This window comes from Gardnerella sp. KA00243, from assembly GCF_049244105.1.
GTDB lineage: Bacteria > Actinomycetota > Actinomycetes > Actinomycetales > Bifidobacteriaceae > Bifidobacterium > Bifidobacterium leopoldii.
On record NZ_CP058375.1, the window covers coordinates 606,368 to 626,448 of the forward strand.

15 protein-coding genes are annotated in these 20,081 nt (G+C 44.6%); 1 reads left to right on the forward strand and 14 read right to left on the reverse strand.

From position 1 onward, the window contains the following. Nucleotides 1–85 precede the first annotated feature (85 nt). Nucleotides 86–1,189 carry a transaldolase gene (gene tal, locus HXT50_RS02395; RefSeq protein WP_004119072.1) on the forward strand — a complete coding sequence of 368 codons (1,104 nt, stop codon included), beginning with the start codon at nucleotides 86–88 and terminating at the stop codon, nucleotides 1,187–1,189. A gap of 260 nt (nucleotides 1,190–1,449) precedes the next feature. Here the strand turns inward: tal and HXT50_RS02400 are convergent, their stop codons facing one another. The 14 genes from HXT50_RS02400 to carB form a co-directional block, all read right to left on the reverse strand. Continuing rightward, nucleotides 1,450–3,081 (reverse strand): RNA-binding domain-containing protein, encoded by a 1,632-nt coding sequence (locus HXT50_RS02400; protein WP_421776976.1) that lies wholly within the window; start codon nucleotides 3,079–3,081, stop codon nucleotides 1,450–1,452. 261 nt (nucleotides 3,082–3,342) lie between these two features. After that, complete coding sequence (locus HXT50_RS02405; protein ID WP_421776977.1) at nucleotides 3,343–4,170, reverse strand: HAD family hydrolase; 828 nt, start codon at nucleotides 4,168–4,170, stop codon at nucleotides 3,343–3,345. A gap of 139 nt (nucleotides 4,171–4,309) precedes the next feature. Then, nucleotides 4,310–4,558, reverse strand: a complete 249-nt coding sequence (secG, locus tag HXT50_RS02410) for a preprotein translocase subunit SecG (protein WP_004119067.1) — start codon at nucleotides 4,556–4,558, stop codon at nucleotides 4,310–4,312. A 61-nt stretch (nucleotides 4,559–4,619) separates the two neighbouring features. Next, complete coding sequence (gene tpiA, locus HXT50_RS02415; RefSeq protein ID WP_032842481.1) at nucleotides 4,620–5,426, reverse strand: triose-phosphate isomerase; 807 nt, start codon at nucleotides 5,424–5,426, stop codon at nucleotides 4,620–4,622. A gap of 163 nt (nucleotides 5,427–5,589) precedes the next feature. Beyond that, entirely contained in the window at nucleotides 5,590–6,795 is a 1,206-nt protein-coding gene (locus tag HXT50_RS02420) for a phosphoglycerate kinase (RefSeq protein ID WP_004119063.1), read from the reverse strand. A gap of 779 nt (nucleotides 6,796–7,574) precedes the next feature. Beyond that, nucleotides 7,575–8,522 carry a DNA-binding protein WhiA gene (gene whiA / locus HXT50_RS02425; protein WP_004119060.1) on the reverse strand — a complete coding sequence of 316 codons (948 nt, stop codon included), beginning with the start codon at nucleotides 8,520–8,522 and terminating at the stop codon, nucleotides 7,575–7,577. Nucleotides 8,523–8,794: 272 nt separating this feature from the next. Beyond that, nucleotides 8,795–9,718 (reverse strand): RNase adapter RapZ, encoded by a 924-nt coding sequence (rapZ, locus tag HXT50_RS02430; protein WP_421776978.1) that lies wholly within the window; start codon nucleotides 9,716–9,718, stop codon nucleotides 8,795–8,797. Further along, nucleotides 9,715–10,884 carry a shikimate dehydrogenase family protein gene (locus HXT50_RS02435; protein ID WP_421776979.1) on the reverse strand — a complete coding sequence of 390 codons (1,170 nt, stop codon included), beginning with the start codon at nucleotides 10,882–10,884 and terminating at the stop codon, nucleotides 9,715–9,717. Before HXT50_RS02435 ends, rapZ begins: the two co-directional genes overlap by 4 nt. Before the next feature lie 22 nt (nucleotides 10,885–10,906). Further along, complete coding sequence (locus HXT50_RS02440; RefSeq protein WP_421776980.1) at nucleotides 10,907–13,345, reverse strand: primosomal protein N'; 2,439 nt, start codon at nucleotides 13,343–13,345, stop codon at nucleotides 10,907–10,909. A 72-nt stretch (nucleotides 13,346–13,417) separates the two neighbouring features. Next, the gene (gene metK, locus HXT50_RS02445) at nucleotides 13,418–14,635 is read right to left on the reverse strand and encodes a methionine adenosyltransferase (protein ID WP_004106381.1); all 1,218 of its coding nucleotides are present in this window, start codon (nucleotides 14,633–14,635) and stop codon (nucleotides 13,418–13,420) included. Between the two features lie 139 nt (nucleotides 14,636–14,774). After that, nucleotides 14,775–15,059, reverse strand: a complete 285-nt coding sequence (rpoZ, locus tag HXT50_RS02450) for a DNA-directed RNA polymerase subunit omega (protein ID WP_004106383.1) — start codon at nucleotides 15,057–15,059, stop codon at nucleotides 14,775–14,777. Nucleotides 15,060–15,112: 53 nt separating this feature from the next. Further along, nucleotides 15,113–15,748, reverse strand: coding sequence for a guanylate kinase (gmk, locus tag HXT50_RS02455; RefSeq protein WP_421776981.1), 636 nt, complete (start codon nucleotides 15,746–15,748; stop codon nucleotides 15,113–15,115). 15 nt (nucleotides 15,749–15,763) lie between these two features. Further along, entirely contained in the window at nucleotides 15,764–16,675 is a 912-nt protein-coding gene (pyrF, locus tag HXT50_RS02460; RefSeq protein WP_004106386.1) for an orotidine-5'-phosphate decarboxylase, read from the reverse strand. 3 nt (nucleotides 16,676–16,678) lie between these two features. Then, nucleotides 16,679–20,074, reverse strand: a complete 3,396-nt coding sequence (carB, locus tag HXT50_RS02465; protein WP_004119051.1) for a carbamoyl-phosphate synthase large subunit — start codon at nucleotides 20,072–20,074, stop codon at nucleotides 16,679–16,681. Nucleotides 20,075–20,081 lie beyond the last annotated feature (7 nt).

Below are 20,081 nucleotides of genomic sequence, written 5' to 3' on the forward strand. Positions count from 1 at the left end.
GGTTCGACATCAACCGCTGTTTCTTGTAAAAACGCCAAACTACCGACGTGCCCCAATTGGTGGAGCACAGTGTTAAGGAGATAACATGACTGAAGCAACGCAGCGCACCAGCGATTCCGGCGTTTCTATTTGGTTGGACGATTTGTCCCGTACCCGCATTGAGTCCGGCTCTTTGCAGGATTTGATTGCTAATAAGAATGTTGTTGGCGTTACTACCAACCCATCCATCTTCCAGAAGGCTTTGAGCCAGGTTGGCCCATACGATGCACAGCTTAAGGAACTCGGCAAGGTCGACGTTGAAACCGCTATCCGCGAGTTGACCACCACCGACGTTCGTAACGCAACCGATATCTTCCGCGAGATCGCTGAAAAGACCGACTTCGTTGACGGTCGCGTCTCCATCGAAGTTGATCCACGCTTGGCTCACGATACTGCTAACACTGAGAAGCAGGCTGAAGAGCTTTGGGCAAAGGTTGATCGTCCAAACGTTATGATCAAGATTCCAGCAACTTTGGAAGGTCTTCCAGCTATCACCGCTACCCTTGCTAAGGGTATTTCTGTGAATGTAACCTTGATCTTCTCCCTCGAGCGCTACGAGCAGGTTATCGATGCCTTCATCGAAGGTATCGCTCAGGCTGCCGCTAACGGCCACGACTTGAAGCACATTGGTTCCGTAGCTTCCTTCTTCGTCTCCCGCGTTGATACCGCTGTTGACAAGCTCCTCGAAGCTAACGGCTCTGCTGAAGCTAAGGCTCTTGAAGGCAAGGCTGCTGTTGCTAACGCTCGCTTGGCTTACGAACTCTTCGAGAAGAAGTTCGCAGCTGACCCACGTTGGGCTGAGCTTGAGGCCAAGGGTGCTAAGAAGCAGCGTCCACTTTGGGCTTCTACTGGCACAAAGAACGCAGCTTACTCCGATTGCAAGTATGTTGACGAGTTGGTTGCTGAGCATGTTGTTAACACCATGCCAGAAAAGACTTTGAACGCTCTTGCTGATCACGGCAACGGTGCTGCTTCCATTAAGGGCACTTACGAAGAGAGCCACGCTGTTATGAACAAGCTTGCTGAGCTTGGCATCAACATCAAGGACGTTACCGACAAGCTTGAGGCCGACGGTGTTGCCGCCTTCATCAAGTCTTGGGATTCCGTGATTGCTGACGTGCAGTCTGGTATTGATCGCGTAAACGCCTGATTTGATTAATCAGTAATAAACAAACATAAACCGCACATGTTCGTGGATTAATTCACACATGTGCGGTTTTTTGTTTGTGCAGCACTCCAAACACGAGGAAAACTCCCCACAATTGGAGCGCTCAAGCAGACTAACCAACTGAGAAAGTAACGGCGATTACTTGCCAGAAAGAGTTTGCCAGCGAGATTTGGTTAAAACGTTACGATGGCGCACGCGAGTTTCGTGCATAAGCGATTAATTCACACATGTGCGGTTTTTGTTTAACTGCGGTTAAAAACGTAGGTAGTAGCTCGACCTTTTCCACAAACTGAAATATCTCCTCTACTAACTAAATCAGATAACAATTGCTTAGCCTTGGTACTACCCACGTTAAGAATATTTTGCACTTGCTCACGCTTTATTGTTCCATGATTATGTACTGCTTCAATAATCTTTTTATAGCAATCGTCAACGCTCATACGTTTATGCGAGTTATTAGAATCTTGCGAAAGTGAATTTGTAGTAAGTTCTGAATTATAAGTACCGTTCACTAAATTCAATGAATTAGCATTAAGTTCAGTTTTGTTTTTTGAAGAAGCAGATACAAAGTTATTCTTATCGCTTACAAAAAATTCAAGAGTAGTACGGTCTGGATTAAAGGACTCACTTAACATTGGATAGCGTATTCCAGCCCAATCACAACCAGCTCTCATAGCATCAAATCCGCTTCCAGCACGTTCAACAACAGAAATCAGCGCGAACATTTTAAGCAGTGCTGGATTCCGAGAATCAGAAAAACCTCCAGCTAAAGCCACTTCTACAGGCATACGTAAGCAACCCGGGTTTGCAAAAGAAAGCTTAAAACCATCATTTGCGCTATTTGTTTCTATAGAAGATTGTGAAGAACCATCAACATCAGTACTCACAGCATCATCATATGTAATAACAGTGTTACCTCGCATATAATAATCAGCATGAATCAACGTGTTTGCAAGGGCTTCTCTAACTGCCATATGCAACGGAGTATCATCAACTCGTAATGACTGCGAATTAAGCAAAAATGGTACATCAATTTTACGAGAAAGACGCTGCCATACAATACTCCAAAAATCATAAAGATTTCCACTCCACGAACCATCCGAGCTGACAATCCTATGACTCCACCTACTATCAGTACTTGTGATTTCTCTGTAGTCAAGAAAATAGTACGGAAATTCCGTAAGAATGCACCACTCGTGACCAAACATTAAAAGACCCGCTCGAGTAGGATGCAATTTATTCGACTCGTCCTTTGCTAACGCTCCGATTCTCATAAGAAATTCATCCGCATCAAGCGTAAGCCAAGGATGTTGAGGACGCACTGCACTTAGCATATTGCGGTAAGAGCGCACAGTATCCATATCAAAATCGTCAACACTGTGTTGCAACAGTGGAGATTGATCCATAGAATTTACGCTCGAACCATTGTCTCTGACCATCGCTTGATACTCTTCTTGCGAACATTTGTAGTCGCCTTCAAAATTACGACGATACGTACCGCCTATAGGATTTCCATTAATATAAATCGGTTTATCAGAACGATTTGCTCTTGGAACAGTTATGCGGATAATAGATTTGTTATCATCCATCTGTTCAATAGAAATATTTTCTTCAATAAGAATATTCGAACTAATTTTATTCTTATTATTTAGCGTATCCCAAATATCTTTTACCATATGTTCAGGGTTATTTACGCCAACAAGCTGTAAATTATGCTGCGCATCTTCGCCTACACCCAGCAAGATAGTTCCACCATTCGTATTAGCAAAAGCACAATACGTTTCCCACATACTTCTCAGCGTACCATTTGAAGCCGCTTTCGCTTCTAATTGATTACTCTCTCTTAGTGAAGATAGTGAATTTATATTGAACATTGCAGTCTCGCTTCGTAAGTTAGGTTTGTTGCAATATCGTTTTTTAGTTAAGTTTGTATTTATATTTGCATTTAAAATCGGACATTTTAAAACTTAAAAATATTTTTTGCGTCCGATTTTACATCCTTTTCGTCCGATTCTACTTGTTTTGCGTCCAAAAAACAAGAAAACGTCCGTAAATTTTGCCTAAACGTCCGTATTCTGTAGAACGCGTCCGATTTACTGCTATTTGCGTCCGATTATGATGATTGCAATAAACCGCTAGAGCAATTCGCTTTGAAGCCAGTTGGCAACGCCGTCGTCATTGTTGGAAGCGCAAATCTCATCCGCAATCGCAAGCAAACGCGGATTACTATTCGCCACCGCTACCCCATAACCACCGGCACGGAACATGTCGATGTCAATAACATCGTCGCCAAAAACAACTGTGCGGCTAGGCTTCACGCCCAAACGATTGCAAACAACGTTCAGCGCATGCCCCTTATTTGCAAGAGGATTCGTGAGCATCCACAAAACGTCTTCGCTAATATGCAGCGAAAAATCGTCCGGAAGAATGCGCTGAAGCTGCTCTTTCTCGCTATCTCGCGGAACAATAATTATTTTGTCTGCAGTTCCGCGCGGCACATTTGAAAAGTCGGTAATAACAAAATCCTGTTTGCTCCAAAGCATACGAACGTCAAAATTAGTGTAACGAACATCATTCATCACAACGCCAAGACGTAATGTAGGGATTTTATCAAGCAAACGCAAACACACATCGCAAGCATGCTTAGAATCAAAACCAAAACGTAATAACGTGCTTATTTCGCGCTGAGAAGTAAGCTCCGAAATCGTGCTATTAGCGCAATCAAAATCGATGAGCGCACCATTGAGATACGCACAAACTTGAGCATTTAAATCGTGAATAAAATCAAAAGCACTTCCGACAGGACGAGCCGTAATAATCGCAAGAGGAATTCCGTTTTCGCGCAAACACTTAGCTGCTTTCACAGTTTCGTTGCTTAAAAAGCGCCCTTCAAAAGTATCGGCATCGTGAAGCATGGTACCATCAAGATCCGCAATTACTAAAGAAGGAGAAAAACGCATCATAGAAAACACTTATATAAACAAAATGGGCGAATACAACGGGCAAATAAACAGTGAAGCAAGCTTCAGGCAAAGCCTGCAAACAAAGCATATAAACAAAAAGCGCACAATCCGACGACCATGCGCTTTTCAAAAAGAATACTCAGATGAGCGAGAACTTAGTCATTAAGTTTAAAGCCACAATCACAGCAACCCAAATTAATGCAATAATAACCGTCCAACGATTTAAGTTCTTTTCTGCAACACCAGAGCTACCAGCGTTCTTCGTTAAACCGCCGCCGAACATGTCGGAAAGGCCGCCGCCCTTGCCCTTGTGCATCAAAATTAACAATGTGAGCAAAATGCTAGTGAGCACAAGCAACACCTGCAAAATAATCTTCACAGTGGACACAACCAACCTCCTGTTTTACAGTACCTGGTTAAGTCTAATAATAACCTTTGACCACTTAAGCTTATTTAGTTTCTAAACGTGTTTGTGCAGCCGTTAGTTGCACAATATTAGCAAGTTCTTGCGCATCAAGAGAAGCGCCACCAATTAAGAATCCATCGACATCTGGCTCCGCGATAAGACTTGAAGCATTAGAAGACGTTACAGATCCGCCGTAAAGAATACGGACAGTATCTGCAACATCGTCACCGAACGTAACACGCAAGTCTTCACGAATAGCCAATGCAGCTTCCTGAGCTGAATTAGCCGTGGCAACCATACCCGTACCAATTGCCCAAACTGGTTCGTACGCAATAATTAAACGCTTAGCTTGCTTCGCATCCAAATCGCGCGTTACATCATGCACTTGCCCTACAGCAAAATCGAGCGCAACACCCTGTTGACGTTCTTTAAGACTTTCACCAATGCAAAGAATTGGCTGCATTCCTGCGGCAAGCACAGCTCGAACTTGATCAACTATATTTGCATCATCTTCAGGATGATACTTGCGTCTTTCAGAATGACCAACAATAACCATTGAGCATCCAAGACTTGCAAGCATATCTGCAGAAACATCACCAGTAAAAGCACCTTGAGCAGTAACAGAAACAGCTTGAGCTCCGTACAATATTGGCAAATGGTCAGACTCAACAAGAACTTGCACGCTTCTTATTGAAGTAAAAGAAGGCATAAGTGCAATTTCACAATCGTGATAGTCGTAATGCGCGTCACGCAGTAGCCACGCAAATTTTTGTATAAAATGCGTAGCTTCGCGGTGGTTGAAATTCATTTTCCAATTACCAGCGACTAACGGCTTTCTTTTGGAAACCATAATCACCCTTAAAAGTTTACGATTGAGATTAATAGTATTGCGCAAATTAGTGTTATGCCGACCTCGATTTACAAAGCGGATTCATAAAATCGAAAGTCGGCATAAGCGGAAATATTTAGTTTATACTTGCTCGCGTAAATATTACTTACTCAAGCAATATTACTTACTCAAGCACGCTCAAACCTGGAAGAGTCTTGCCTTCCAAGAACTCGAGAGAAGCGCCGCCGCCAGTAGAAATGTGCGAGAAGCCATCTTCAGGGAATCCAAGGTTGCGCACTGCAGAAGCAGAATCGCCACCACCGACGATGGTGAAAGTGCCGTTCTTAGTTGCATCGACCAAGCCCTGGGCTACAGCGCGAGTACCAGCTGCAAACTCTGGAACCTCGAACACACCCATAGGACCGTTCCAAACAACAGTCTTGGAGTCAACAATCTTGTCGTGGAAAAGCTTCTGAGAGTCAGGACCAATATCCAAGCCCATCTTGTCTGCAGGAATAGCGTCTGCTGGAACTACTTCTGGAGCAACTGGAGTATCCCCTGCTGGGAAGCCGGCATTCACAACAATATCGGTTGGAAGTACAAGCTCAACGCCGTTCTTCTTAGCGGTTTCAATGTAACCCTTAACCTTCTCGAGTTGATCCTCTTCAAGCAAAGAAGTACCAACTTCGTGGCCCAAAGCCTTGAGGAATGTGAACACCATACCGCCGCCAATAACAAGACGATCAGCCTTAGAAAGCAAGTTCTCAATAACGCCGAGCTTGTCGGAAACCTTGGAACCGCCGAGAACAACAGTCAAAGGACGCTCTGGGTTTTCAGTTGCGCGAGAAAGTGCCTTAACTTCCTTCTCAACAAGCAAGCCTGCAGCTGATGGAAGATCGGCAGCAACATCGTAATTTGAACCCTGAGCGCGGTGCACAACACCAAAGCCGTCGGAAACAAATACTTCGCCAAGAGAAGCAATCTTCTTAGCGTAGGCTGCGCGCTCGGAAGCATCCTTGCTGGTTTCTTCAGCGTTGAAACGCACGTTTTCGAGCAAAACAACGTCGCCATTATTCATGGCAGCTACCTTAGCTTGAGCATCTTCGCCGTAAGTGTCTGCAGCCAAAACAACATTTGTGCCGAGCAATTCACCTAAACGCTGCGCAACTGGAGCCAAGGAAAGCTCTGGAACAACCTGACCCTTTGGACGACCAAGGTGAGCCATCAAAATCACCTTAGCACCCTGCTCACGCAAAGCCTTAATGGTTGGTAAAGCAGCACGAATACGACCATCATCAGTAATCGTCGTACCCTTGAGAGGAACGTTAAAATCAGCGCGAACCAATACGCGCTTACCACTCAAATCTCCCAAATCTTTCAGTGTCTTCATTGGTATCCTTTCCAAACCATATTGGCTTACCATATTTGACTTACATACTGGCTTACCGTGCCGGCTTACTTCGTTCAACAAAACGCAAAATCAGCCTCAAACATCAACACATTGCCGGGTACAATTATACCGCACATCTTCAACAATCCATCACCACATACCACCCCACCCGCAACAACAAAAAGCCGGGTAAAATTCCAACAACTGTTTCTGTAGCTTTGCACCAGTGCTCTGCAGACGGTGATTTTGTAGCTTTGCAGTAATGCTTTGCAAACGTTGCGTCTGAAGCTTTGCAGTAATGCTTTGCAGACGTCGACTATATGTTGCTTAGTGAACTTTGACATTAATGCTCTGCAGACGTTGAGTATTTATTGCTTGGCGAACACTAGCGTTATTGCTGCTGCACACACTACACCAGGCACTCCTACCTACACACCCCTCCGCAGCTTAATTGCGCGACTCTAGTTCCACTTAGTAAACCACGCAGTTGCGCAACTTTCTGCACGAGTCTATGAGTTTTGTGTTAGTGGAATGTGTGTTAGAGCCTCAAAAGTTTTCGGGTAGAGCAATAAAAGAGGACTGAGGAAGCAACATTCTTTTAAGAACAAAGATACAGTAAAGCCTTTAACAGTTAAAGCGACGAAGGACGGGACTTGCGATGCTGAAAACTTTCGAGGCTCATCAGACCGACTATAGAAAACATTAATCAAAACTCATAGACGATACTCAAGAACATCGCAACCAAAACAGTTACGCACACAAACCACGCAAAATCAGCATTAAAGCTGCTGCATACGCGACTTCTCAACCTTCGCCGAAAGCTGCAAAAGTCTACGAATTCGCCCTGCAATCGCATCCTTTGTAATAGGAGGATCAGCCAAGTGACCAAGCTCTTCCAAACTTGCGTCGCTATGCTCAAGACGAAGCTTTCCAGCCATTAACAAATTATCCGGAATATCGTCGCCCAAAATATCGAATGCGTGACGAACCTTTTCGCATGCCTCAGCAGCAGCCTTAGCGCTACGACGCATATTCGCATCGTCAAAATTAGCCAAACGGTTTGCTTTTCCGCGAGCTTCACCGTCCGAACGCTTACCGGTCCATTCGCGAGCAGAACGAGGAGCACCAATCAAAATCAACATTCGCTCAATTGCGTCAGAATCGCGCAACGTCACTCGCTCAGAACTACGAACCTGACGAGCCTTGGCGCTAATGCCAAGTCGCGCTGCCATAGTTTGCAAAGCATTTGCAGCCTCATGAGTTGGGCAAACAACTTCCAAATAGCTAGCTTTGCCAGGATCCGAAATAGCACCGTGAGCCAAGAAAGCACCACGCCAAGCTGCTTTGATTTGGGCGATACTTCCACCAACAATCTCAGGTGCAAGACCTGCAACAATTCTCATACGTCGATCAAGAAGACCAGATTGCAAAGCCAATGCTGCAGCACCACGCTCAACTACCACGTCATAGCGAACTACAGTGCCCGTAGGAGTTTGACGAGAAACTTGAGCAATTGTTGCTTCCCTCTGGAAATGAGTTTTCAATACCTCAACAAGCCACTGAGCTGCACGCTGAGAATCTAACTGAGCGCGAATAACAGCCTGATTATTTACTGGCCTTAAGCCGCCAGCAAAGCGCATCATTGCTGCAGCTTGAGCCATAATGACAGTCGGGAGCTCATTGTTGTTTGAAACGAGTTCATTTTTGACGTCGTCAAGAAGAGCCAAGGGACAACCTCCTACTTTTGTTCTTCTTAAAATATGAGTGCTGTTGGGTACTTGCATGATGCTGTGGCACACGACATGCCCGGCTTTCTGTGATACAGAGTACGTTGGACATTTTACCGGTTTTTGCACATGCTTTACATGCTTTTAGTACAAGATTTTTATATTTTATATAATTTACGCAATTTTATTTAATTTCTTAATTAATTTTAATTGATTAGTTTCATAATCGCATTTCGCTACTTTACTTCTTCACTACTTTACTTCTTCACTTACTACGATCTTCTCTGCAGCTCTCTTGCAGATACTGTAACTTGCAAACCGTGCAATCTCAAACGTCTAGCAAGCTCAATACTTACGGCAACAGAACGATGCTGACCACCAGTACATCCTACAGCAATAGTCACGTAATGCTTGTCTTCTTTAGCGAATCCGTCGATAGCTGTAAGAAGCGCATTTTCGTAAGAATCTAAGAATGCAATTGCCGCAGGATTCGATAAAACGTAATCTTGCACAGCTTGATCCTTACCTGTAAGCTCCCTTAATTCAGGAACCCAGAAAGGATTCGGCAAAAATCGCATATCGGCAACAAAATCAGCGTCCATTGGCATGCCGTATTTAAATCCAAAACTGAAAATATGCACAGAAACCGTAGAAGAGCCTTTTCCAAGCAATCCTTCGTAAAGCTTTGTAGAAAGTTGGTGAATACTAAGTGCAGAAGTATCGATAATAATATTTGCGCAATCTTTCAAATGACTGAGCAGCTCTCGCTCTTCTAGAATACCGTCAATAAGTCTGCCGCCGCGCTGCAAAGGATGCGGTCTGCGCACAGACTCATAACGCTTAATAAGCACAGCATCTGAAGCATCTAGAAACAGAATTCGCGTTTTTACACCAAGGTCATCAATATGCGCAAGAACTGCAAACAGGTCGTCGAAATATCCTCTAGAACGCACGTCAATAACAGCAGCAAGCTTATGCACTTTAGAACCGGATGAAGTCATCATATCTACTAGCGGTATGAGCAGTTTTGGCGGAAGATTATCGATAACATACCATCCCATATCTTCCAACGCGTTAGCAGCGTGCGATCGCCCAGCTCCACTCATGCCGGTAATTAGCATAACTTCAAATCCGTCAGCTAGTTGTACGCTAGTCGACGCGGAACGTTGCGTAGTATGTTGCGTATTATCGCTCATAATGCCTCCTGTAAGGCTTTTCGCATGAGACTACTTAAGTCATCGTAATATCTAGCCTTGTCAGCACTAGGTTTATAACCAAGCTCAGAACCAGTCTCAGCACAATCCTCAAAATTTTCTTTAGATTGCCTGTAGTCAATCGTCATAAGACTTACTTGTGCTAAAGCTTGTTGCAAAAGCATTTCTTCTCCGCCAATAGCGCAACCATATTGTTGCCATACACTAAGTAGCATGCTTGGACGAGGATCGTAAACTACGTCAAGCAATGTTCCTAATTTCGTTTGATTATGCGCACTATCTTGACAGTATGCTTTCAACGCAAGCGCAATTGGATCTGCTACATGCGCTGGAACTGTGCTTACTACTATGTCTGCTTCTGCGATTGCACGAACAGCTTCTAGTGAATTTAAAGATTTCAAAATGAGAGATTTATCACATTCTGACAATTTTTCTGCGCTCAATTTTTCTGCGCTATAGTCTGCAAATTTTGAAAATACTTCTTCGCTTATTGTTGGGAACTCAATACCTTGCACAGGCTCATACATAGCGTCATTTTCTTCGCTTTTATTATTTTGACCTATGCTTATTTTATTTGGAAAATCAGCGCAATACTTTTGTATAAGATTATTAAAACGTTCAACGCCTTTTACACTACCGTCATCTTCAGTTCTAGCAACAACTTGCACTTGCTCAAGCTTTGCTACTTGCGCAATTTCAATTAAAGCTGCCAGTGCAGAGGATGCAGTGTTGCCGCTGCCAATAATAACAGCCTTTTTTACTTCGCATATGCGCTCATGTAATGCGTGCATAAATGTTATTAATATGCCACTTACGTCAGTGTTGTATAGCTTTATTTGCGATTGCGAAGCGGTTGCTGGATTGCTAGCAAAAACTGCAGTATTTGCCACGTTAAGTGCGCGCGACCAGTAGTCGCAAGGTGTGCCGAGTTTCATTACGGTTTTTTTAAGCGGCATAGTAAGGCTTAAGCCTTTCCAAGAATCGTCAAGATGCGCAATAAAATCGTGAAGATCTGTTTCGCTTACTTTTTCCTTACTATATTGCCAATTTGTAAGACCTAAAGCCTTATAAGCCGTGTTGTGAAGCACAGGCGACAGCGAATGCGAGATAGGATCTCCCAAAACTGCGCAATGATATATTTTTACCATTTTTCTCTCCCCTATTAGTAAGTTAGTACGCTAATAAATCTTTTGGATCAACACAAAAACGCAACTCTCCTGCAGCACGTGTTGCTACGTGACGAGCTACTTCCTTGTGCAATCGGTTCACTAATTCTTGTCTTAAATAAAGCGGAACTCTTACTACAGCTTTTACACGGTCGTAAATATCGTCAAAATGCTGGTATTTGTCTGTAACAGGCGGATGCATTGGAACAATTCCTAATAATGGAGAAATTGCTGAAAAATCAGCATCTTGACTACTTTCGCACCCAAGATTTTCTTGCATTGCACCAATATTTTCAAGCGCACGCATAACCGCATCACGAGCACCCCATACGCATGCTGCAGTTACGCAAGGCGGCAATATTGCTTGAGCTCTTTCTGAAAGCTCATTGCAAGAAAGTTGAGTCGTATCCCACAATGTAAGCGCGCGCGCAAGAACAGGATACGTTTCACCAATAAGAAGTACACTTCCTCCACGCGCTCTAGGAGCACATAAAGCAGAAGCTTTCATCCACGAATTAAGCGTATCTATTCGCGCATCAAGCCCTGAAGCGTACAAACTTACCCACGTATCAAGTATTGCTACAACACCATATTCTCCATTACAATTTGCGTCTTGCGTTTGTATGCGAGGCTCACATCCAGGAGTTGCAACAACAATTACAGGTTTTTCATCAATACACTGGATAATTCCGTTCGGTTGGTGTTGTGACGAAATAATAATAGGCACGTTACGAAATAGTTTAGATAATTCTTCCGCAACGCCAGCAGCACCAACTCGTATAACTCGCATATTGCTACTGCCACAATTAGAACAAGACCAATTTATTGCACTAGCACCACACCATGAGCAACGTGCTGTTTGCTGACTATTTGCAACATCGAGAGGCCCGGTGCATCGTCTACAGCGCGCTTGACGTTTGCACGAAGAGCATATAGCCGATTGCGTCACACCATCTTGCGCAATAGAAAGCAGCACAGGCTTACCATCCGAAAGAGCATCGTTAATAGCTCTTACTGCGCTATGCGGTATGCGAGCGCCAATGCTTGGGTCAGCTAATTTTAGTAAAGCTTCACGATTAAGCCAACGAACCCACGGAACTAACTTTTCGCGAGCAAGTTTACTCGCGCTTACAGGGATACTAGATCCGCTTATTGTTTCAGCAGTTTCAGCAATTTCAGCAATTTCAGCAGTTTGAATAGCTTGCGCATCTTGCACACTTTGCGCATCTTGCACACTTTGCGCATCTTGCGCATTCGACATATAGCAGTCTACTTCACTTTGACTAAGCGCACTTCTGGAATACGACATTGACACAAATACGCCGCCATGCCTTTTCGCACGAAGCCGCATAACGCCACGCGCTTGAGCATACGGCATCATGCCATCAGCATATTGGTACGCGCAATCTTCAACAATCGCAAATAAAGCATCTCCCTCAACTGGAGCATACATTGCAGCTCTAGTGCCAAGAACGCAAGGAACTATTCCGGACGCGATTGCACGCCAAGCTCTATACCTATCAGCTGGAGGATCCGCAGCACAAAGTCGAGCGACATCGCCATCAAAACTTCCAGCAGAAAAACCATGATGATTCTCACTGACACGCTTATATGGCTTTAAGCCGTAAACCATTAACGCGCGCATTACATCATTGACTTCTCTTAGCGTCGGCAAAACTACAACAGCCTGCTTACACGCGCTTAAAGCAGTGACAATCATCCACGCTAAATCTTGTGCAAGCCGGCAAGAACCTGGTAAAGCGTCTACAATAAAAGATTGAGAAGAATTATTTTCTGCTTGCTTGACTAATTGATTTTCTGCTTTATTTTCACTAAAACTTGCGTCAATAGATTTTTTGATTAATGCATTGTATAAAACATTTGCATTTTCGTAATCATAAATCATGCGAGAAGTTGTAGCGTAACCTGGGTTTGTATTGTTATCGTTTTGCAAACGCTTCTTAAGATTTTCACGCCACTGTTTTCTGCGTTGCAAGCGTATGTTGTCAAAAACTTCCTCATGCTCAACACGAGCTACGCGTTGAGGCACAGCAAGACGCAAAATATTTGAGCTAGTTCCACCATAAGCTTTAGCTATGGCGTCAATATCGTCTCGCAAAGATTTAGAAAGCAAAACATCTGAAGGAAATACGCGCTCTAAAAATCTTAAAGCAACATGAGGGGTTTCAGTATGCGAAGAACGAGACCAAATAACTCCAGTGAGCTTTTGTGCTCCAAAACGAACGCGTACAAACGCCCCAGGCTGAGCAGATTCATCTTGATCTTGCGATATCAAGTAATCAAAAGTACGACCTAAATGTGAAGCTTGAACATCAAGCATCACATGCGCAATAGGGCATTCATTAGCAGGCACTAGAGAAACAGCATTGCGCTTACGTCTTGTTTTACGCGCTAAGCCGTCTAGCGAAGGTTGCTCTGCCATAAATAACCCTTAGTTTTACTTGAATTACATCACATAATTACTGTTATTTTACAGCAAAATTTATCAATAAAACTACTTTTTTAGCGCATCTTTCAATTGCTCAATACGATTCGTTTCTTCCCAAGGGAATTTGACATCCATACGACCAAAATGACCATAAGCTGCAGTTGGAGCATAAATTGGCTGAAGCAAGTTAAGCTCGTCAATAATCGCAGCCGGACGCAAATCAAATACTTCGCGCACAGCACGCGCAATATCTGCGCGCGTAATACCGTCAGCTTCAGTTCCGAAAGTTTCTACGTTTACGCTTACAGGATCAGCAATACCAATAGCATAAGCAACTTGAACTTCTGCCTTATGAGCTAAACCAGCTGCCACAATATTTTTTGCAACCCAGCGAGCTGCATAAGCTGCAGAACGGTCAACTTTACTAGGATCCTTACCGGAAAAAGCTCCACCACCATGATGAGCAGCACCACCATAAGTGTCAACAATAATTTTTCGACCAGTTAAGCCCGAATCAGCAGCAGGGCCTCCCAAAACAAAAGAACCAGTAGGGTTTACAAGCATACGGTACGAATCGTGCGCAACTTTTTGAGCAAGAACTTCGTCCAACACAGGCTTAACAACATGCTCAACAAGCTGATCTTGTAACCAGTCTCTAGAAACTTCTGGATCATGCTGAGTAGAAATAAGCACAGTATCCAAACGTTTAGGCGTGCCTTTGGAATCGTACTCAATCGTTACTTGAGTTTTCCCATCCGGACGCAAATGCGCAACAGTGCCATCTTTACGAACTTTAGCAAGCTTTTGAGCTAAACGATGAGCAAGATAAATCGGCAAAGGCATTAAAGTATCTGTTTCGTCGCTAGCGTAACCAAACATAACACCTTGATCGCCTGCACCTTGAGCAGCGTAGCGCTCCTCACGAGAAGATGCACTCTCACAAGAAGCATCCAACCTAGCAACACCTTGATTGATTTCCGCACTTTGCTCAGTTAAAGAAACCATAACACCACAAGAATCAGCATCAAGACCAATTGTGGAGCTCGTGTAGCCAACATTACGAACAACTTGACGTACAATTCCCGGAATATCGCTATAAACTTCACCACGCACTTCACCAAAAACCACGAACTGACCAACGGAAGCACAAACCTCTACAGCAACATGCGCATGAGAATCCTGACGAAGCATATCGTCCAATATAGCGTCAGCAATTTGATCGCATAACTTGTCAGGATGACCTTCAGTTACAGATTCTGCAGAAATTAATTTACGTTCTTCCACATTTCCCCCTTAAGTTCATAGTCGATAAAGGCTAAATATAGGCTAAATAAAGCGAAAAACGCAGCCGTGCATCCGCTTTATTGAGCACGGATGATACGCGACTGCGAATACCCATAAAGACGTTTATTAGCAAGGCTTATTAATTACCTTCGCTTAAGTCGTCCTCACCAAGAGTCTCTTCAAGCAATCCAGCATTAATTTCGCGGAAAGCAATAGCTAAAGGCTTTTCTTGATTTTGATACTCAACTAGTGGGCCAACATTTTGAAGCAAACCTTCATTAAGCTGAGTAAAATAAGCATTAATTTGACGTGCTCGTTTTGCAGCAAATAAGGCAAGCGCATACTGGGAATCCGCATGTTGCATTAAATCATCAATCGGTGGATTCGCAAGACCAGTAGGTGTTGGCTGAGTGCCTAATGCCATAATATTCTCCAAATTCTATGGTGCTACAATAGTTCCAAAAGGCTTATTATATGCTACCGATTGGATATTGAGTAAGTTTTATATAAGTCGTATTCGCTTGCAATAACATTCCACAGTTCATCTGCAGCACGCTCAGCATTATCATTCACAATAACAACATCGAACTCTTTAGCTGCAGCAATCTCAACTTTAGCAGTTTCCAAACGTTTTGCTTGCTGCTCAGGAGTTTCAGTACCACGACCAATAAGACGACGCTTAAGCTCTTCAAAGCTCGGAGGCGCAATGAACACGTACACAACTTCTAATCCAAGACGAGCAGCCTCTTGTTTTACGCGCCTAGCTCCTTGCAAATCTATTTCCAGCAAAGTAGGAATATCTTGCGTAAGATGATCCAAAACAGGCTGAAGAAGGGTACCATAATGAGCCATGCCATGAACTAGCGCGGTTTCCAAGAATTCACCATTACGCTTACGACGCTCAAATTCTTCTTCATCTAAGAACCAATAGTGAATACCATTAAATTCACCAGGTCTAGGCGCACGAGTGGTAGCAGAAACAGATAGCCAAATATGAGGATGCTTCTCACGAAGTATGCCTTCTACTGTGCCTTTACCAGCCGCAGTAGGACCCGTTAATACGATTAATCGACGTCTAGACTGCGAAACTGCAGCCTCATCCGTGGCACCCATTTGCTTACCCCTCGTTTACACACATTCGCCTGAATCAACAAGAGCCTGACGAATATCCAATGCTATGCGTTCAGTTGCAGCCGAAAGTTCACCAATATTTGGACCATGCGACGCAATCGAACGCGAAACAGTTACCAATACATTACCATGTGTACCAGCAAAAACACGCTTTAAATCGTCAGCTTCTGCACCTTGCCACCCGTAACCAGGAGAAAGAATTGGACCAGTAAAACTGGTTACGTCAATTCCACCACCGTTCATCCAGTCGCCAATAGTAGCTCCAACAATTAAACCAACAGAACCCATTCCTTTAGTTTTATTGTTAAAACTTTGAGCTGTTTGAGCAATTCCGTGAGCTACAGTAGTTCCGCGGTAAGTTCCGCTCTGCCTAATAGCAGTTTGCAAACTTGCGCCTTCGCGATTAGAAGTTAGAGACGCAATAAAAACACCGCGACCGTTATTAAGAGCTTCGTTAATTAAGCCGCCCATAGAACGTGCGCCATAATAGGGAAGCAAAGTAATAGCATCAGCAAGAAGCGGAGCTCCAGGCTTAAAATATGCGTCTGCAAGCGCAGAAATAGTAGTAGACAATCCTCCATGACCGCAGTCAACGATAGTAATAATATCCATTTGACGAGCGGCATACAGCACACGCTCAAGCGCTGCGAAACCCTTAGAACCGTAGCGCTCAAACATGCTGGATTGGAATTTAACTGCCGCTGCCCTACCATTCATAGCTTGCAGCATTCGCATAGAAAAAAGTTCAGCTCCAAGAGCATCCATGTTGTATCCCCAATTAAGCAGCATTTTGCGATGAGGATCGATTCCAACACACAATGGTCCATATTTTGCCATAGCGTTCTTCAAACGCAAACCAAAATCGGATCGTTGCGCCTGCACTTCTTGATCACGAATGCTCTCGGTCATGTATTAAGCCCGACTTTCTTGACTTTCTGCCTGTTCAATTGCAAACAGCTGTTGAGCATGTTCTTGTATACTCATCACCTGATAATCATTGTTCTTAACAGCTTCAATAGCCATTAATACTGGTGCAAATTCGGTAATAGTAGTGAATTGTGGAAGATCAGCTGCTACAGCTGCCGCACGAATGGCATAACCATCAGTGCGCGATCCCCTTGAATTCGGCGTATTTAATACCATGTCAATCTTACCATTTTCGATAAGCTCTACAACATTCTTACCGATTCTTTCGTTCGCTTTCTCACTATTTGGCATATCCTTCGCCGTGTCGCCCTGACTAGAAAGCTTATCGACAATAACAGAATCAATGCCATAACGACGAAGCACAGAAGCTGTACCTTCAGTAGCCCAAATCGTAAAACCAAGCTCCACTAATCGCACTGCAAGAAGTGGAAGTTGTCGCTTATCTGCATCGCTTACGGACACAAAAACGTTTCCGCTGGTAGGCAAACCGCCCTTGTATGCTGCAAGCTGGCTCTTAGCAAAAGCGTGAGGGAAGTCGCGATCAAAACCCATAACTTCGCCAGTAGAGCGCATTTCTGGTCCAAGCAAAATATCAACCGTGCGACCAACAGGAGTGCGGAAACGCTTGAACGGCAGCACAGAAGCTTTAATAGCAACCTGCTGACCTGGGTGAATATCTCCGCCATCGCCTTGCGGGAGAAGAAGTCCACGCTTGCGCTGCTGTGCAATGGTTTCACCAGCCATAATTCGAGCAGCAGCTTTAGCAAGAGCAACGCCAGTAGCTTTAGAAGCAAACGGAACAGTACGAGACGCTCGAGGATTTGCTTCAATTACATACAAAGTGTTTGCCATAAAAGCGTACTGTACGTTGATAAGACCGCGAACTGAGCAGCCGCGAGCAATCGAAAGCGTACCCTCGCGAAGGCGTCGAATTTGATCGTCCGAAAGCGTGCTTGGAGGAAGAGTACAAGCAGCGTCACCAGAGTGCACGCCAGCTTCCTCAACATGCTCCATAATGCCGCCAATATAAAGCTCGTTGCCGTCGTAAAGTGCGTCAACGTCGATTTCAATAGCGTCCTGAAGGAACTTATCGATCAAAAGCGGCGAAGGCAAGCGGCCAGAAACAACCGTGTCTGCTCGAGCCTCATCCAATGCGCGATCAACATACTTTGCAAGTTGAGCGTCGTCGTATACAATTTCCATGCCACGACCGCCGAGCACGTAGCTTGGGCGCACAAGAACTGGGTAGCCAATTGCGTGAGCTGCATCTTTTGCTTCCTCAAGACTTAACGCTGTGCCGTATCGAGGAGCGTTCATGCCTTCTTGACGAAGAACTTCGCCGAAAAGCTCACGGTTTTCAGCCAAATCAATAGCCTCAGGAGTCGTTCCCAAAATTGGAACTCCTGCAGCCTTAAGACGAGCGGCAAGCGAAAGTGGCGTTTGACCACCAAGCTGCACAATCACGCCCTTAACAGGTCCAAGCTTCTTTTCTGCTTCGTAAATTTCAAGCACATCTTCGAAAGTAAGAGGCTCAAAGTAAAGGCGATCAGACATGTCGTAATCTGTAGAAACTGTTTCAGGATTGCAATTGACCATAATGGTGTCGTAATCCTTGCCCAATTCCTGAACAGCGTGAACACAAGTGTAATCAAACTCAATACCCTGGCCGATTCTGTTTGGACCAGAGCCAAGGATAATCACAGCTTCGCGATCGCGCTTCTTCAACTCGCTTTCGTCAGCGTAGCAAGAATAGTAGTACGGAGTTGCTGCGTCGAACTCAGCTGCGCAAGTGTCAACAGTCTTGTAAACAGGGCGCAAACCGTAAGCCCAACGAAGCTCACGAACCATGTTTTCGCCTTCGTCGCCAAGATTACGCAAATGCGCAATCTGCACGTCAGAAAGACCAGCGAGCTTAGCGCGCTTCAAAACTTTAGGAGTTAAGGTTTCAGCTTCACGAACTGCGAGCGCAGTCTCGTTAATTTGAGCCAGCTGCTCTACAAACCAAGGGTCGATTTTTGTTGCTGCAAAAATCTGCTCCGGCGTTGCCCCACCCCAAAGCGCGCGCTGAATTTGCAAGTAGCGATGCTCGGTTGGAGTATGCATTTCTTCAAGAAGCTTATTAACTTCTTCCTTGCTCGGGCGCTCACCATCCCAGCTAAAGCATGAGTGACGCTTGTCGATTGAGCGCATTGCTTTTCCAAGGGATTCCTGGAAGTTTCCAGCCAAAGCCATTGCTTCACCAACAGACTTCATGGAAGTTGTAAGCGTGGTATCCGCTCCTGGGAACTTTTCGAAAGCAAAGCGCGGAATCTTTGTTACAACGTAGTCGATTGTTGGCTCGAAGCTTGCAGGAGTTGAACGCGTAATATCGTTTTGAATTTCGTCCAAAGTGTAGCCAAGAGCAAGTTTCGTTGCGATTTTTGCGATTGGGAAGCCGGTTGCTTTAGATGCGAGCGCGGAAGAACGGGACACGCGCGGGTTCATTTCGATGACGATAATGCGACCAGTTTGAGGGTTGATTGCAAACTGAATATTGCAACCGCCGGTATCGACGCCAACGCCTCGAATAATAGCAATACCGATATCGCGCATCTTCTGATACTCGCGGTCTGTAAGCGTAAAGCAAGGAGCAACTGTAATCGAGTCGCCAGTGTGCACGCCTACAGGATCGACGTTTTCGATTGGGCAAACAACTACGACGTTATCTTTTGCGTCGCGCATAAGTTCAAGCTCAAACTCTTTCCAGCCTTCAATGCCTTCTTCAATAAGCACTTCGTTTGTTGGAGAATAGTGAATGCCAGCTCCTGCAATGCGGTGAAGCTCTTCTTCGTTATGAGCAATACCAGAGCCCAAGCCGCCCATTGTGAAGCTTGGACGTACTACTACCGGGTATCCTAAAGTTTCAACAATTTTGTCTACTTCTTCGATTGAGTGAGCAATAAAGGATTTTGCTGACTCAGCTCCGGCTTTTTCAACGACTTTTTTGAAAAGCTCTCGGTCTTCTCCGCGGTCGATTGCTTCCAAAGAAGCACCAATAAGCTCAACGTTATATTTTTCTAGGATTCCTGCACGACCCAAATCCATTGCAGCATTAAGCGCAGTTTGACCACCAAGCGTTGGAAGAAGCGCATCCGGACGCTCCTTCGCAATAATTCGCTCCAAAATCGAAGTGTCAATTGGCTCAATATATGTTGCGTCCGCAAGCTCCGGATCTGTCATAATCGTAGCCGGGTTGGAATTAACCAAAATTACGCGAATACCTTCTTCGCGAAGAACTCGGCAAGCCTGCGTTCCGGAATAATCAAATTCTGCAGCCTGACCAATAACAATCGGACCGGAACCAATTACCATAACCGACTTAATATCAGTACGTTTTGGCATAGTAAAC